The organism is Bradyrhizobium sp. LMTR 3 (genome assembly GCF_001693485.1).
In the GTDB taxonomy this organism is placed as follows: domain Bacteria; phylum Pseudomonadota; class Alphaproteobacteria; order Rhizobiales; family Xanthobacteraceae; genus Bradyrhizobium.
The window spans coordinates 80,410-94,315 of record NZ_MAXC01000053.1 but is presented as its reverse complement, the minus strand read 5'-3'; the positions used below and the strand labels follow the sequence as shown (position 1 = coordinate 94,315).

Genomic DNA, 13,906 nt, shown 5'->3' with positions numbered 1-13,906 from the left:
TTCTGAGGAGTTAGCGACGCAGGCAACCCAGGGGCGCTCTTCCGGGTGGTGCCGCAGAATCCAATCCAGCAGGTCTTCGTTTCGGCGACCATTTCGTGCGTGCTGGTCAACGGCCGGTGCGAACGCAAGCGCCATAGAGCGCAAATGCAGTTCACCCCCGACAGCAAACCGTAATCTTTCTGCTAGTGCATTTTCAATGAACTCAGGCGCTGCATAGCCGCGGTTTTTACAGAATTATGGATTTCCTCGGGAAAGCCCTTTGGCAGCTCGCTATCGATTTTGGCGAGCGCAGCTTCAGCGGCAGAGGCGACACGTTCGATTGATTCCTGAACGAGCTTTTTCGGTACGCCCGCCGCTTCACCTGTCTGCAAGAAATGCCGGCCCTGTACTTCGGCAATGCTGTAATGATTGTTTGTCCCTACCGACGTTGCGAGCTTCATCTGCTTGCGCTGAATTTGACCGGTGTCCAGACTCGGCTGTGCCGTGAGCACGTCGTAAAGCGGTGTCAGATGGTAGCGGCCGCCCGGCGTGATGAAGATGCTGAAATTCTTCGCATGGCCGTCGGTCGCGCCAATCAGCCAAAAGAAGATCTGCGCTCTGAGCAGCGTCGCCTGATCATCAGCGGGCGTGTCGCTGCCTTTGAGCAGATCAAGAAGCTTCACCATGCCGGGACCGCCATCGCTCTGGTATTTGCGCGTCGGCGGGACCGACAAGGCCTGACAGCAGTCCTCCTGCGGCAGGCGGAGCAGGCGGCCATCCTTCGTCCACCGCCGGTCGAAGCGCTCGATGACGAGAGCCGTGGTGTTACCGAAAGTCGCAATCTCGGCATGATTCACCGGCAGGCCGAAGGCGGCAGCAAGTCTCAGGCAGTAGTATTCATTCTCGACGCTGTTCGAAAGATCGATGCCATTGGGCAGCTCCCCGATCTGGGTCTTGAAAATATGGGTCGTCGGCGTGGTGCCGTGCGGCTTCAGCCACTTGCCGCCGTGCCGCAGCAGCGCTGTTTTCTCCTGCGCTCCTGCCAGGGAAATCCGGAAATGATCGTCGCGCGTAAGCCCGAGCGGAGCCTGGGCAAGTCCGTTGAGGAGCTTTTCAATCGCTTCGTCATCGACGGCATCGCCGGCGATGGTGCGCCCATCGCCATGGTGATCATCATCGTCGGCGACGAACTGCAGGGCGCCGACGCAGTCCCTGCCGATAGCAGCGAGCAGGCTGTAGGCGTCGGTCCCGGCGGCGCTGACCCTTTGCGCTACCCGGCGACGGAGCGCGTCGGAGTCGGGTAGCAGATTGTCGAAGACGGCCGTGACGGCTTCGCCACGGAAGACATCCTCCCGCAGCGGCAGCGAGAGCGAGACGGGCAGGGCATGTTCCCATCCGAGCCAGTCAACCTCGTACCGGAATTCAATAGCGCCCGTCGCCGCCTTGCTCAGCAGGCCGACGAGGCGGTTGTTGAGGAGCACGCGCATTGGCTCATGGCGGCGACGCCGAGGCATCAGAAAATGTCCTCAAGCTCGGCGGCTGTGCCTTTGGTGCGCGGGACGATCCGGAACTCAAGGTCCAGGGCCGCGAGTACGGCAAGGATGGTGTCAAGCTTGGCTGCCGGATGGCCAGTTTCGATGAGCGAGATTGTCTCCTGGCGCAGGCCCGCCCGCGCGCCGACCTGCGACTGGCTGAGCCCCCACTTCTTACGGGTGCGGCGGATCAGGTTGCCAATCTGGTTGGGGGTGCGGGCGAGGTCGGTCATATTTTTACTCCGACCTGAGTATGCGCCAAATCCGATAAAATGGCAATATGGCAGGTGGCGCATAAATGGGGATTATGCCTCAAATTGCATAAAACACGTTTATTGGAATTAAGGCTGATTTCTCACCCATCGCATTCGCGAAGCCATGCGCGCTGACGGCCTGCTGCCTCCCCATGGGCTCTGGCGGTAAGCCGGTCGAAGTTGACGAGACTTTCTACGGTCGCCTTGAAGGCACTCCAAAGAAAGGCCGGTACGCTTGGGCCAACAAGAACGCGGTGCTCGCAGCTTCCACATTGACCAATCACTCCAAGGACGCAATACGTTCGCTGCGAAGGCGAGGACGTCATCTCAACCAACGCGGTTGAGGGTTACATTCGATCTTCAAGCGCGGCATGAAGGGCGTCTATCAGCACTGCAAAGAGAAACACCTTCACCGCTATCTCTCAGAATTTGACTTCCGTTACAGCAACCGCTGGCGCTCGGCATCGGTGACGGAGAACGGGCAGACCTGCCATCAAAGGCGCGGCTGGCAAGCGTCTGACGTATCGACCTCACAAGGCGCGATTTGTCGCGGCTAGCTCGCCGATTCCTCGGCTGGCGCGAAAAACACTACCCACAGTCGAAGCGGAGGCCTAAATTCGTTAAACATTGGCGAAAGTAGCCATTATTCTTGTTCCCATACTGGGAATCTTTAGATTGATCCCAACTTGGGAACGTGCTATGCCAATGAACGTAATAGCTAGGAAGGTACTCAAAGACTTTTGGGAACGATACCCGGACGCTGAGAAGCCCCTTAGCACCTGGTTCCAAATCGTTTCCAAGGGAACTTGGAGTTCCCCCGCAGATCTGAAGACGGCGTTTGGAAACAATGTGGACTTCGTCGGAGACAATAGAGCTATTTTCGATATAGGCGGCAATAAGTACCGCCTCATTGTTCACTTTGCTTACAAATATAAGACTGCCCTCATCAAATTTGTCGGCACGCACGAAGAGTATGACAGTATAGATGCGGAGACGGTGTGATGATGATGGACGTTCGACCCCTCCACAACGAACAGGACTATGATTGGGCTATTAACGAAGTAACTCGTTACTTCGAAAATCAGCCTGACCCTGGAACCGCTGACGGCGATCGATTCGAAGTGCTGTCCACCCTGATTAGGGAGTATGAGGACGCGCACTTTGAAATGTCCCATGCAGACCCGGTAGAGGTCCTAGAGTTCGCAATCGAATCGATGGGAAGATCACAAGCTGCCCTTGGTGATCTCATCGGACGGAATCGTGCGTCCGAAATACTCAACCGTATTCGTCCACTAACCCTCGACATGATCCGTACCATAAGTGCCGAATGGAATATTCCCGTCGAGCTACTAACTCCACAGTACGAATTAGCTAAGGCTTACGCTTAGCTCTGGATCCCCGCTTTCGCGGGGGTTTCTTTTCGTGTGCCGAGTATGAACGACAGCTTGGGGGTGGAAGTCCTCTACCTAGCCTGATGGTGGCGAAGGGTTAGCGAAGCGCAAGGGCGTCATCGTGAGGTAGGGTCTGAAGAAAGCGTGGAGCAAATCCGCGACCCGATGGACAAGAACCGGATAACGAGGCCTACCCGACCGGACGAGCGAGCAAATGATCGCGAAGTCCACAGCAATCGAGGGTCGGGGTGGTAAATTCGGCGGGTATGTGGAGAAGGCGGAACGCCCGGCGGTCACAGGACCGTCGATGGAAGCAGTAATCGAGCGTGAGAACCTGAAGAAAGCGTTGGCGCAAGTGAAGCGCAACAAGGGTACGGCAGGCGTCGACGGGATGACCGTCGGTGAGCTGCCGGCCTACCTGAAAGAGCACTGGCCTACGATCCGGGCCCGGTTGCTTGAGGGCGCCTACAAACCGCAGCCGGTACGGCGGGTGGAGATACCGAAGGCGTTGGGCGGCATGCGGCTGCTCGGCATCCCGACGGTCCTCGACCGCTTCGTCCAGCAGGCGGTGATGCAGGTGCTGCAGGCACACTGGGACGGGACGTTCTCCGAGACGAGCTTCGGCTTCCGGCCGGGGCGTTCGGCGCATCAAGCGGTGGAACGGGCGCAGGCGTATATCGCGTCTGGGCACACCGTCGTCGTGGATCTTGACTTGGAAAAATTTTTCGACCGGGTCAACCACGACATTCTGATGGGGCTAGCTGCCAAGCGGGTTGCTGACAAGCGTCTCCTGAAGCTCATCCGTGGGTTCTTGAATGCGGGTGTGATGGAAGGAGGGCTGGTCAGTCCGACGGAAGAGGGCATGCCACAAGGCGGTCCGCTCTCGCCGCTGTTGTCGAATCTGATGCTGGATGTGCTGGACAAGGAACTGGAGAGGCGCGGTCACCGCTCTATCCGTTATGCCGATGACTGCAACATTTATGTGCGCAGTCAGCGGGCAGGCGAACGAGTGCTGGCCAGCATCGAACGGGTCCTAGAAGAGCGCCTCAAGCTAAAGGTCAACAAAGCGAAGAGCGCGGTCGCCCAACCGAGTGTCCGCAAGCTCCTGGGCTTTAGCTTTACTGGCGGGACAGAGCCGCGACGTCGCATTGCGCCGCAGGCTCTCCCTCGCTTCAAGGCTAAAGTTCGGGAGCTGACGCGGCGCACGCGTGGTCGAAGCCTTGTGCGGACCGTCAAGGAGTTGTCCGTCTATCTGATTGGATGGCGCGGATACTTTGGCTTCTGCCAGACCCCGTCGATATTGCGCAATCTTCATCAATGGCTCAGGCGGCGGTTGCGCGCCATCGTCTGGAAGCAATGGAAGCGCGGAAGCACTCGTTTTGCGCAGCTGCGACGCCGCGGCGTCGGTCGGGACCGGGCGGCGAAAACCGCTGGAAGCCCACATGGCCCTTGGCGGCTCGCGAACAGCCCCGCACTCACCATCGCTCTGCCAAACAGCTTCTTCGCCTCACTCGGCTTGGCTTCCGTCACGGTACAGCGACATGCATAATCCGCCGAACCGCCGGATACGGACCCGTATGTCCGGTGGTGTGGGAGGGGCGGCGTCGTGAGACGTCCCCCTATCCCAATTGCCCTTGATTTCTCCTTCAGCGGCTTGTGCGGCGTACTCAGCCCACCACGCAACGCCGCCTCAAACCTGGCTTGGGCTTCCTTCTCAGGATAGGAATCTGTCAATGTCTCGCGCTGCTTTGAAGGCATTGTATCGCAAGCACCTGTCGCTTGATGAACTGTTCGAGACGTTGGACGGATTTCCGAAGATGCCCCCGCAAGCGGAAGCCCTGATCGGATCTTTCTCTTTTAGAGGACACGCTAAAGGAAAGCATCTTGCGCACAACCGGCGCTTCCTGCGCCTGAACGCGGTGGCGGGCGATCGGAAAGATCCGTAGCGGATCCAAGCGCAGCGTCGTCGACTCTCCAACGGCACGATGATAGCGCTCGTGCCGCCCGGCCTGGTCAGGGTTGCGCAGACGGCGCGAGCGCGGCTGCCTCTGGCAAGGAGAGGGACTAGCAAGTTTCCGTTCGGTGGCTCGCATCATCAGCTTTTCGGGCGGCGCGAAGCGCACAATTGTGTTCAATTTCGGACAGCGGCACAAAGCCCGTCGCGTTCAAAACGCTGGTCGCCGTGGAGTGCCGTTGAGCTTTTCATGGCGTGATCAGGCGCTTAATGCGCGCAGACGATGCGGCACGGACATTGCTAGTAAGGTCTAGCAATACTGAATGAGTGCTGAGTGCACACAGACGCGAGACGAGCGATGCTCTCCTTCCTTGAACCCATGTGCCCCGCTCCTGAGAGGAAAAACTTGTTGCTTGTTACTTGGAGCCTCGTCGCGCTTAGCGCGGCGGCACCGACATTCGCCGCGGATCTCGCTGGGCAGCCCGTCTACACCAAGGCACCACCGCCACCGGTCGCGGCCGCGATCAGAGATCAGCCTGCGCAAAAAGTCGCGCAACCTCTGATCGTTTTGGAGAGTAACATGGTGGTGGGCTTAGAATCTCCAGCTCCTCCGATCAAGGTGGATAACTGGCTGCGTGGCCAGCCCCTCACGAGCTTCCAGCCCGGGAAGGTGTACATCGTCGAATTTTGGGCAACGTGGTGCGCACCGTGTGTGGCGGAGCTGTCCCATCTGGTGCAGCTGCAAGAGAAATACAAAGACAGCGGAGTTGAGGTCCTCGGACTCGCAGCTCGTGAACGAGCTCCAACGGCGGACGAGGCCCGAAGCAAGTTGGATGCATGGTTGACCGAAAAGTTGCCGAATCTGAACTACCGGATCGGGTTCGACTACACAGGCGAAATGAACAAGCTTTGGATGGAGCCCAGCTTTTCTGTCGGGATTCCCACCTCGTTCGTCGTCGACCGTGACGGCCACATCGCCTTTATCGGTTTTTCGAAGCAACTCGATGACGTTTTGCCGAAAATTCTGAGCGGCAGCTGGCGCACCAGCGACGAAGCTAAAGCCGCCGCGATGACTAAGCCGATCTTCGCCAAACTTACGCCAGCGATGAAGGCGGGGGATTGGGCGAAGGCGCTTTCGGCGGTCGAAGAGGCCGTCGCTGTGATGCCGGACGATCTTAACTTCCGCGTGCTCCATGCGGATCTGTTGCTTCACAAGCTGCGCGACTTGCAGACCGGCTTGCCGGTCATGAGGCAATTAGTTCGCGACGCGATCGAAAAAAACTCGGAGCTGTGGCTGGCCGGGGCGCTGCGCCAACTCTTCGATGTGGCGAATGACAACTCCCACTTCCCGACTGCCGAGCGCCTTGCGATGGGCAAGGAGTTGTCCGAACACATTCTGGCGCTGAATCCTCCGCAACGGGGCGAAGGCTTCAAGTTCCTGTCCTATGGGGCGGTCGCTCAATATTGTTACGAGAGCGGCAATAAGGATCGCGCGATCGAGTTGATCGAGGTGGCGCTGAAGTCGCTGGACGATCCTGAGCTTACCCCGATTGAACTGAAACAGCACGTTATCTCGTTGTTGGTCCAAGTGCTTGCCAACTACAAGGGTGAGAAGGCTTGCTACGGCGCTCTTTGTGCAACTCCGCAAGACGGGTTTCCGAAAGCGTCAAAGCGATAGTCGGATTGGTCACTTGCTATCGCCTATTTCTCCGGCGGGCCAGTGGCAACTAAATCTGACAGTCCAACGACGGCTGAGCCATGCATGCGGATCGACGTCACTCATCTTCGCCCGTCGGGGCCTGTGTAGCCGCGTCGGAGGAGCCTCGTGACGGGAGAGAACGGGCTGTTCAAACAGCTGAAGAAGGCCTTGATCGAGCGGGCGCTGGGCGCCGAACTGAGCTCGCATCTGGGCTACGAGAAGGGCGACCCCGGCTGGCCGCGGCACCGGTAACAGCCGCAACGGGATGAGCTCAAAGACGATCCTCACAGATGACGGTGAGATCGAGATTGCGGTGCCGCGCGATCGTGCCGCCAGCTTTGAGCCGCAGCTGATCGCCAAAGGGCAGACGCATTTTACCGGTTTTGACGACAAGATCTTGAGCCTGTACGCCCGCAGCATGACGGTGCGGGAGATCCAGGGCGCAACCTGGCCGAACTGTATGGCACCGAGGTCTCGCCCGACCTGATCAGCCGGGTCACCGACGCCGTCCTCGACGCCTGCCGTGTCGTTCTGCCGAAGTTGATGCGCTGCTTCGAAGGTATGACCACCAAGTCCGCTTCGCGAGATGAACCGCTGGCCATACGCAAAACGCTGTCGCGGAGATTGTCGGCAACATGCCAGACAGGCATCGGAAATTCCTTGATTTCATTTGACCGCGGCGATGCTGAACGGCATTTGCGCGGCGTTCCCGGCGCCCGCGATTTGCCGGCCGTCAAATGGCGAAATGCAGATCTTGACAGCGTGCCAGCTGAAAAGCGCGCCGCGCCGGTCGCTAATCTTGAGAAGGTTCTGAGTAAATAACAGAAGGCAGGGGCGCCGCCAGCTGGCTCTGGATCTGCTGCGATCTGATTCCTGAATAGCCAAGCGGTGCCTGATCCCCACTAAGCTCGTTGGGCCGATGATCGAGCGCTTCTCGTTTGCGACGGCGCGCGCCGGCCGGATTCCCAAGAAAGGTGAGGCGATCCGGTACTTTGCGCGATTTTTGCAAGATGATCGCTGGATGATCAATTGAAGGTTCTCTTGTCATGAACGAGCAGCTGACGCAGCCGAATACCGCCTATGCGATTTGCGGGTTCAACGATATTCCAAGCCAGCGCGCCATGGGATTCGACCTCATGATCGTCGACGAAGACGGCAGCCACAGGCCGTGGCCCATTGTCGTGGTGCGCTGGGGCAAGCGGGTGTTTGCCTATCTCAACAAATGCCCGCACACTGGCGTCAATCTGGACTGGGAACGCAACCAGTTTTTCGATCCCCGCGGCATCCGGCTGATGTGCGGCAAGCACGGCTCGATCTTCGAGCTCGGCACCGGCCGCTGTGTCGACGGCCGGTGCAAGGGCAGTCTCACGCCGGTCGCGTTGACGGTGCTGGACGGCGATATCTGCGTGACCGGCGTGCGGCTTGTCGAGGAGGAGGATTCCTCTGGCTAAAGCTAAAGCCGGCGCTCAGACCGGCCGGTTCTCGTTACGGTTTCTCACGGGGTCCATCCTCTTCAGCCCGTCTTCGTAAGAGATCTCATCATAGGACATATCGACATCCTTGGCCGCGTCGAGCAGGTAGTCGAGCTTGCCGGGCGCGTCGAGCTTCTTGATGTCGTTCTTGTCGACCCCGACCAGGTCCATCATCTCCTTCCAAACGGTGGATTCATCGCACGGCAGCGCGTTGAAGGTGATACCACGAAGCTTTATTCGGTATTTCGCCAACAGGTCTATGTTGTTGCAAAACATGAAGTAGCTGCCATCAGGGCTTAGCGCGCCGTCAAGAACGTTTGCGACATCAGCAAGATAAGCGAAGCAGTGCAGATAGCCGGCCAGCACCGGAATGCTGCTTTCGCCTTCCTGCACGACCGTCAGTACCTGCTCGATCGAATAGTGGGGCGGCCGCTTCTCGTCTGCGACCTGGGCCTGGAATTTTAGTGCAATATCGCCGCGAAAGCCGAACCGGCCCTGCTTGGTAGTCCCGCCCTTGAATATGGCATTGAGCAGGCGCCCCTCCTTCTCCAACCGGCCTAGCGCGGTGTTCTCGATTGCAGTCATGAAAAATCATCCCTCGATCCAAGACAATCGCCGGACACTCCGGCGGCGGGAGACGCCATGCAAATTGTTTGCCGCCGCGTTCGTAACGCTTCATCGGCCAAATCCATAAAGAAGACACGCAAAGCCCCCGCGATCCCTCGAAGACCTTTGTCAGCAACCCGACACCCGTCGCAAAGCCAACAGGCGCGATTTCGAAAAAAGGTGAGCATTGTCAAGCTCGTGGGCGCTGGCATGCGACTTGCCAATTCGCATGCAAACGACTCGGGAAAATAAAGGGTGCCATGATCAATCTGACGGATAGCGCAGTGAATGCCCTCAAGAGCGCGATCTCGGCTTCGGCGCAGCCGACGAGCGGGCTGCGCATCATGGTCGAGGCCGGCGGCTGTGACGGATTCAAATACAGGATGGGCCTCGCCGACGAGGCAAAGTCCGACGACACCGTTATCGAGCGCGACGGGATCAAGGTGTTCGTCGACAATAAGAGCCATGAGCACCTCGCCGGCACGACGATCGATTTCGTGGTGGCGCTGGAGGGCTCGGGCTTCACCTTTGACAACCCAAACGCCAGCTCGAGCTGCTCCTGCGGCAAATCCTTCGGCAGATGAAAAGAGAAATCAAAGCATGCTGGTGGAACCAGAACGACTGAAGCAATCGCTGGTCATTGAGACCGATCGGGAGCAACTCATTCGCGCCGTGATCGAGGAGATCCGGCCCAATCTGCAACGCGACGGCGGCGACTGTCAGCTGGTCGGGATCGAGGGCAGCAAGATCATGGTCAAGCTGACTGGCGCCTGCGTATTCTGCAAGCTTTCAAGCGCGACGCTCGAAGGCATTCAGGCGCGGCTGGTCGAAAGGCTCGGTGAATTCGTTCGCCTGATCCCGGTCGCCGGCGCCGCCAATGCGCGGCATTGAACGAGGCGTTTGTGCCGATCTATCTCGACAACAATGCGACCACACGGACAGATCCGTGTGTCTTGCAAGCCATGTTGCCGTTCTTCACAGAGCGGTTCGGCAATGCCTCGTCCACCCATGCCTTCGGCAGCGAGATCGCGGGCGCGGTGGGCAAGGCGCGCCGCAGCCTGCAGAATTTGCTCGGGGCCGCCCACGATCATGAGATCGTCTTCACCTCCGGCGGGACCGAGTCCAACAACGCCGCCATCCTTTCTGCGCTTACGACCAAGCAAGGGCGCGACGAGATCGTCACCACCTCCGTCGAGCATTCCGCCATCCTCACGCTGGTCGAGCAATTGGCGACAAGGGGCATCAAGACGCATGTGATCCCAGTGGATTCGCGCGGACGGCTCGACGTCGAGGCCTTTCGCTGGGCGCTTGGACCACGCACGGCGATTGCATCGGTTATGTGGGCCAACAACGAGACCGGCACGATTTTCCCGGTGGAGTTTCTGGCCGGGTTAGCGCGTGCAGCAGGCGCGCTGTTTCACACCGATGCGGTGCAGGTCATAGGCAGAGAGCCCATCGACTTGAAAGACAGTGCTATCGACATGCTGTCGCTGTCCGCGCATAAGCTGCATGGCCCCAAAGGGATCGGAGCGCTCTATTTACGCCAAGGCACGAAATTCAGGCCGCTGATCTGGGGCGGGGCACAGGAACGACGGCGCCGCGGCGGAACCGAGAACATCCCTGGCATCATCGGTCTTGGAAAAGCTGCAGAGCTTGCGGCCGAGCGGCTCGAGCCGGAGCGCGTTCGCATTGGTGCGTTGCGCGATCGCCTGGAGCAGGCGATTTTGCACAACTGCCGCTGCATGGCGCTCGGCGATGTCAGCAACCGGCTGCCGAACACGGCCAACATTGCCTTCGAAGATCTCGAAGGCGAAGCAATCATCCACCATCTCAATCGCGCGGGCATTGCCGCTTCGCTGGGATCAGCTTGCAGCTCGTGCTCAATGGACCCGTCGCACGTGCTGCGCGCCATGAACGTGCCGGCGAGGAGCCTGCGCGGCGCGGTGCGCTTTTCCTTATCGCATGAAACCACCGTCGAAGAGGTCGATCAGGTCGTCCGCGTACTGTCCGGCATCGTGGCTAACCTGCGCGCCATGTCACGAGAGCATCCCAATCCCACCAGCAAATCGCCCCGATGCACGAGTTGATCTCATGAAAGTTATGATTCGCCGCTCTCCGGAGGCCGGCCTGTCGATTTACGTGCCGAAAAAAGATCTCGAGGAGCCGATCATTGAATCGGAGCACGAGACGCTGTGGGGCGGCTGGATCAGAATAGCCAATGGCTGGGTGCTCGATCTGCCCGAAATGGCGAGCGATACGCCGCTGCCGATCACGGTCAATGCCCGAAAGCGTGGCGAGGGCGGCGGCGACCGATGAAGGCGACCCCGCAAATCGCCTTTGTCAACGCGGCCGATGCGGAGGCGATTCTCACTGACGTAGCGACTAGGCTGCGTGCCGGCAGCATTGTTCCGTATCTCGGACCTGGCCTCGCCGATTTGTTCAAACCGGATCCGCCGATGACGCCGGAGGCCTTGGCTGCCTTCTTCGCTACCAAGGTCGCGCTGCCGCGCCGGGCCAAGGGCAACGTCTGGGCGTCGGCGCAGTACATCGAGAGCAACAAGCATCGCTCCACCGTGACGGCATTGATGGCGCAGGCCTTTGCCGCGCCGGTCGAGCCGACGCCACTGCATCATCATCTCGCCGCGCTGTCCCCGCCTATCATGGTCGATGCCTGGTATGACGGCGCAATGCGTGCGGCGCTTGGCAAGCACGAGGGGTGGGGCGAGGTGCAGGGCATTAGCCGCGCCGGCATCGGCGAGGACCGCTGGTATCGCTTCTATGATGCGGAGGGCAGAGAGGTCGATCCCACTATGGCGCAGAGCTGGACCACGGTCCTCTACAAGCCGCACGGCGGCGTGCTGCCTGCCAGGAATTTCCTGATCTCTGACGCCGACTATGTCGAGGTTCTGACCGAGATCGACATTCAGACGCCGATCCCCGATGTGGTGAAAGAGCGGCGCAGTGGTCGAAGCTTTCTCTTCATCGGCTGCCGCTTCAACGATCAGCTGCTGCGAACCTATGCGCGGCAGCTCACCAAGCGCTCGACCGGTGTTCATTACGCCATCGTGGAACCGAATGTGCTGTCCAGGAATGAGCTGCGCTTTCTGGTCGAACAGGGCCTGACGCCGCTTGCGATCCCGCTCCCGCGCGCGACCGAGATCCTGCTCGCTGCCTGACAGACCTTGTATATGAGTAATGTTGCTCGCGTGCCGGCGCACGCGAGTTGTCTTGCGTTTCGCGCCAGGGAATGACTGTGCTCATTCCGTGTCAGGATCGAGACGCCTGTCACACTTCGAACATTTCTAATGCTGTGCAGAAGGCTTCGCTTCCACGGCCAACCGCGGCAGGCGGCTCACTTTGTGACTTAGATCAAAATTGCTCGCCAATCCGGCCATGGCACGCGAGTTGCAAATCTTCTTTTCAGTTTCCGCCTGCAGGGAGAATGAAGGATGGACGCATCAGCGCTGGACGAAGCAAGCTTGGCAGGGAGCGCCGTCGACATCGGCGAGACCATGCAGGCTATCGCCGAGCACAAGGGCTGCGGCACGTCCGGCGGCAGCGGCAAGGCGAGCTGCGGCTCGCAAGCCGGCCGGGGTGAGCTGCCGACCGAGATCTGGGAGAAGGTCAAGAACCATCCCTGCTACAGCGAGGAAGCGCATCATCACTACGCCCGCATGCATGTTGCGGTCGCGCCAGCCTGCAACATCCAATGCAATTACTGCAATCGCAAATATGATTGCGCCAATGAATCGCGCCCGGGCGTGGTGAGCGAGAAACTAACGCCGGAGCAGGCGGCGAAAAAGGTGCTGGCGGTCGCCTCCACGATCCCACAGATGACCGTGCTCGGCATCGCGGGGCCGGGCGATCCCCTGGCCAATCCGAAAAAGACGTTCAAGACCTTCGAGCTGGTGGCCAAGGCCGCTCCCGACATCAAGCTGTGCCTATCGACCAACGGCCTCATGCTGCCCGACCATGTCGACACGATCGCCCGCTTCAAGATCGACCACGTCACCATCACCATCAATATGGTCGACCCCGAAATCGGTTCCAAGATTTATCCCTGGATTTTCTACAACCACAAGCGATACACCGGCCTCGAAGCCGCAAAGATCCTTACCGACCGCCAGATGCAAGGCCTCGAGATGCTGACCGAGCGGGGCATCCTCTCCAAGATCAATTCGGTGATGATCCCGGGCATCAACGACAAGCATCTGGTCGAGGTCAACAAGGCGGTCAAATCGCGCGGCGCGTTCCTACACAACATCATGCCTCTGATCTCCGCGCCCGAGCACGGCACCGCATTCGGTCTCAACGGCCAGCGGGGTCCGACCGCCCAGGAATTGAAGGCACTGCAGGATGTCTGCGAAGGCGAGACGAACATGATGCGGCACTGCCGGCAGTGCCGCGCCGACGCGGTCGGCTTGCTCGGCGAGGACCGCAGTGCGGAGTTCACTACCGAGAAGATTATGGCCATGGACGTCAATTATGACCTGGAGATGCGCAAGGCCTATCAGGCCAAGGTCGAGGAGGAGCGCGTCGCCAAGGTTGCTGCCGAGCAGGAAGAGCTCGCCGAGCTCGCCAGCGCAATGAGCGGCGTCAAGCTCTTGGTTGCGGTGGCGACGAAGGGGGCGGGCCTGATCAACGAGCATTTTGGGCATGCCAAGGAGTTCCAAGTGTACGAACTCTCCACTACCGGTGCCAAATTCGTTGGCCATCGCCGCGTCGATCACTATTGCCGAGGCGGTTATGGCCAGGAGGAGAGCCTTGCCACCATCATCCGCGCCATCAACGACTGCCATGCGGTGTTTGTGGCCAAGATCGGCGGCTGTCCGAAGAACAATCTTTTGAAGGCCGGAATCGAGCCAGTCGACCAATACGCCTATGAGTTCATCGAAAAATCAGCGATCACCTGGTTCAAGTCATATCTCGAGAAGGTGCAACGCGGCGAGATCCAGTATGTCGAGAGGGCCGAGGCGGCGATCCGGCAGGGCGCGCTGATTTCGGCTGCTTAAGGGAGGC

General features: G+C 59.4%; 16 protein-coding genes and 2 pseudogenes. 15 read left to right on the top strand and 3 right to left on the bottom strand.

The window, feature by feature from the left end:
* Nucleotides 1-182 precede the first annotated feature (182 nt).
* Nucleotides 183-1,493 carry a type II toxin-antitoxin system HipA family toxin gene (locus LMTR3_RS32710; RefSeq protein WP_065749085.1) on the bottom strand — a complete coding sequence of 437 codons (1,311 nt, stop codon included), beginning with the start codon at nt 1,491-1,493 and terminating at the stop codon, nt 183-185.
* Nucleotides 1,493-1,744, bottom strand: coding sequence for a helix-turn-helix domain-containing protein (locus LMTR3_RS32705; protein ID WP_065749084.1), 252 nt, complete (start codon nt 1,742-1,744; stop codon nt 1,493-1,495). Before LMTR3_RS32705 ends, LMTR3_RS32710 begins: the two co-directional genes overlap by 1 nt.
* 118 nt (nt 1,745-1,862) lie before the next feature.
* Between LMTR3_RS32705 and LMTR3_RS40445 the strand changes: the two are divergent.
* From LMTR3_RS40445 to LMTR3_RS32665, 9 genes and pseudogenes are all read left to right on the top strand, one after another.
* Nucleotides 1,863-2,380 (top strand): annotated as a pseudogene (locus LMTR3_RS40445) (transposase); the annotation flags it as partial.
* A 90-nt stretch (nt 2,381-2,470) separates the two neighbouring features.
* Nucleotides 2,471-2,767, top strand: a complete 297-nt coding sequence (locus LMTR3_RS32700) for a type II toxin-antitoxin system HigB family toxin (RefSeq protein WP_065749332.1) — start codon at nt 2,471-2,473, stop codon at nt 2,765-2,767.
* On the top strand, nt 2,767-3,153 hold the full coding sequence (locus LMTR3_RS32695) for a helix-turn-helix domain-containing protein (RefSeq protein ID WP_245320085.1): 387 nt from the start codon (nt 2,767-2,769) through the stop codon (nt 3,151-3,153). The genes LMTR3_RS32700 and LMTR3_RS32695 overlap by 1 nt, the downstream gene beginning before the upstream one ends.
* A gap of 217 nt (nt 3,154-3,370) precedes the next feature.
* Nucleotides 3,371-4,705, top strand: a complete 1,335-nt coding sequence (ltrA, locus tag LMTR3_RS32690) for a group II intron reverse transcriptase/maturase (RefSeq protein ID WP_245320083.1) — start codon at nt 3,371-3,373, stop codon at nt 4,703-4,705.
* Nucleotides 4,706-4,889: 184 nt separating this feature from the next.
* Nucleotides 4,890-5,102, top strand: a complete 213-nt coding sequence (locus LMTR3_RS32685; protein ID WP_141686916.1) for a hypothetical protein — start codon at nt 4,890-4,892, stop codon at nt 5,100-5,102.
* 588 nt (nt 5,103-5,690) lie between these two features.
* Complete coding sequence (locus LMTR3_RS32680) at nt 5,691-6,788, top strand: redoxin family protein (protein WP_141686944.1); 1,098 nt, start codon at nt 5,691-5,693, stop codon at nt 6,786-6,788.
* Between the two features lie 156 nt (nt 6,789-6,944).
* A pseudogene (locus LMTR3_RS39625) lies at nt 6,945-7,325 on the top strand (transposase); the annotation flags it as partial.
* 144 nt (nt 7,326-7,469) lie between these two features.
* The gene (locus LMTR3_RS38795) at nt 7,470-7,631 is read left to right on the top strand and encodes a hypothetical protein (RefSeq protein ID WP_176722045.1); all 162 of its coding nucleotides are present in this window, start codon (nt 7,470-7,472) and stop codon (nt 7,629-7,631) included.
* Between the two features lie 224 nt (nt 7,632-7,855).
* Nucleotides 7,856-8,260 carry a Rieske (2Fe-2S) protein gene (locus LMTR3_RS32665; RefSeq protein WP_065749080.1) on the top strand — a complete coding sequence of 135 codons (405 nt, stop codon included), beginning with the start codon at nt 7,856-7,858 and terminating at the stop codon, nt 8,258-8,260.
* Nucleotides 8,261-8,275: 15 nt separating this feature from the next.
* On the opposite strand, the gene LMTR3_RS32660 is transcribed toward LMTR3_RS32665, so the two are convergent.
* Nucleotides 8,276-8,866, bottom strand: coding sequence for a hypothetical protein (locus LMTR3_RS32660; RefSeq protein WP_065749079.1), 591 nt, complete (start codon nt 8,864-8,866; stop codon nt 8,276-8,278).
* Between the two features lie 281 nt (nt 8,867-9,147).
* On the opposite strand from LMTR3_RS32660, the gene LMTR3_RS32655 reads away from it, so the two are divergent.
* The 6 genes from LMTR3_RS32655 (at nt 9,148) to nifB (ending at nt 13,899) form a co-directional block, all read left to right on the top strand.
* Nucleotides 9,148-9,471 carry a HesB/IscA family protein gene (locus tag LMTR3_RS32655; protein ID WP_065749078.1) on the top strand — a complete coding sequence of 108 codons (324 nt, stop codon included), beginning with the start codon at nt 9,148-9,150 and terminating at the stop codon, nt 9,469-9,471.
* Nucleotides 9,472-9,487: 16 nt separating this feature from the next.
* Nucleotides 9,488-9,778, top strand: coding sequence for a NifU family protein (locus LMTR3_RS32650; protein WP_065749077.1), 291 nt, complete (start codon nt 9,488-9,490; stop codon nt 9,776-9,778).
* An 11-nt stretch (nt 9,779-9,789) separates the two neighbouring features.
* Nucleotides 9,790-10,974, top strand: a complete 1,185-nt coding sequence (nifS, locus tag LMTR3_RS32645) for a cysteine desulfurase NifS (protein WP_502686692.1) — start codon at nt 9,790-9,792, stop codon at nt 10,972-10,974.
* A 4-nt stretch (nt 10,975-10,978) separates the two neighbouring features.
* Complete coding sequence (gene nifT, locus LMTR3_RS32640; protein WP_065749075.1) at nt 10,979-11,203, top strand: putative nitrogen fixation protein NifT; 225 nt, start codon at nt 10,979-10,981, stop codon at nt 11,201-11,203.
* Nucleotides 11,200-12,063: an SIR2 family NAD-dependent protein deacylase gene (locus tag LMTR3_RS32635; RefSeq protein ID WP_065749074.1), complete on the top strand. Its 864-nt coding sequence runs from the start codon at nt 11,200-11,202 to the stop codon at nt 12,061-12,063. Before nifT ends, LMTR3_RS32635 begins: the two co-directional genes overlap by 4 nt.
* Nucleotides 12,064-12,399: 336 nt before the next feature.
* On the top strand, nt 12,400-13,899 hold the full coding sequence (gene nifB / locus LMTR3_RS32630) for a nitrogenase cofactor biosynthesis protein NifB (protein WP_245320111.1): 1,500 nt from the start codon (nt 12,400-12,402) through the stop codon (nt 13,897-13,899).
* Nucleotides 13,900-13,906 lie beyond the last annotated feature (7 nt).

What these genes read in the sequence shown, in the direction of transcription:
- LMTR3_RS32665 (WP_065749080.1), top strand. Translation starts at nt 7,856, where the DNA reads ATGAACGAGCAGCTGACGCAGCCGAATACCGCCTATGCGATTTGCGGG.
- LMTR3_RS32655 (WP_065749078.1), top strand. Translation starts at nt 9,148, where the DNA reads ATGATCAATCTGACGGATAGCGCAGTGAATGCCCTCAAGAGCGCGATC.
- LMTR3_RS32660 (WP_065749079.1), bottom strand. Translation starts at nt 8,866, where the DNA reads ATGACTGCAATCGAGAACACCGCGCTAGGCCGGTTGGAGAAGGAGGGG.
- LMTR3_RS32680 (WP_141686944.1), top strand. Translation starts at nt 5,691, where the DNA reads ATGGTGGTGGGCTTAGAATCTCCAGCTCCTCCGATCAAGGTGGATAAC.
- LMTR3_RS32685 (WP_141686916.1), top strand. Translation starts at nt 4,890, where the DNA reads ATGTCTCGCGCTGCTTTGAAGGCATTGTATCGCAAGCACCTGTCGCTT.
- ltrA (WP_245320083.1), top strand. Translation starts at nt 3,371, where the DNA reads ATGATCGCGAAGTCCACAGCAATCGAGGGTCGGGGTGGTAAATTCGGC.
- LMTR3_RS32695 (WP_245320085.1), top strand. Translation starts at nt 2,767, where the DNA reads ATGATGATGGACGTTCGACCCCTCCACAACGAACAGGACTATGATTGG.
- LMTR3_RS32710 (WP_065749085.1), bottom strand. Translation starts at nt 1,493, where the DNA reads ATGCCTCGGCGTCGCCGCCATGAGCCAATGCGCGTGCTCCTCAACAAC.
- LMTR3_RS32705 (WP_065749084.1), bottom strand. Translation starts at nt 1,744, where the DNA reads ATGACCGACCTCGCCCGCACCCCCAACCAGATTGGCAACCTGATCCGC.
- LMTR3_RS32635 (WP_065749074.1), top strand. Translation starts at nt 11,200, where the DNA reads ATGAAGGCGACCCCGCAAATCGCCTTTGTCAACGCGGCCGATGCGGAG.
- nifT (WP_065749075.1), top strand. Translation starts at nt 10,979, where the DNA reads ATGAAAGTTATGATTCGCCGCTCTCCGGAGGCCGGCCTGTCGATTTAC.
- LMTR3_RS32700 (WP_065749332.1), top strand. Translation starts at nt 2,471, where the DNA reads ATGAACGTAATAGCTAGGAAGGTACTCAAAGACTTTTGGGAACGATAC.
- LMTR3_RS32650 (WP_065749077.1), top strand. Translation starts at nt 9,488, where the DNA reads ATGCTGGTGGAACCAGAACGACTGAAGCAATCGCTGGTCATTGAGACC.
- nifB (WP_245320111.1), top strand. Translation starts at nt 12,400, where the DNA reads ATGCAGGCTATCGCCGAGCACAAGGGCTGCGGCACGTCCGGCGGCAGC.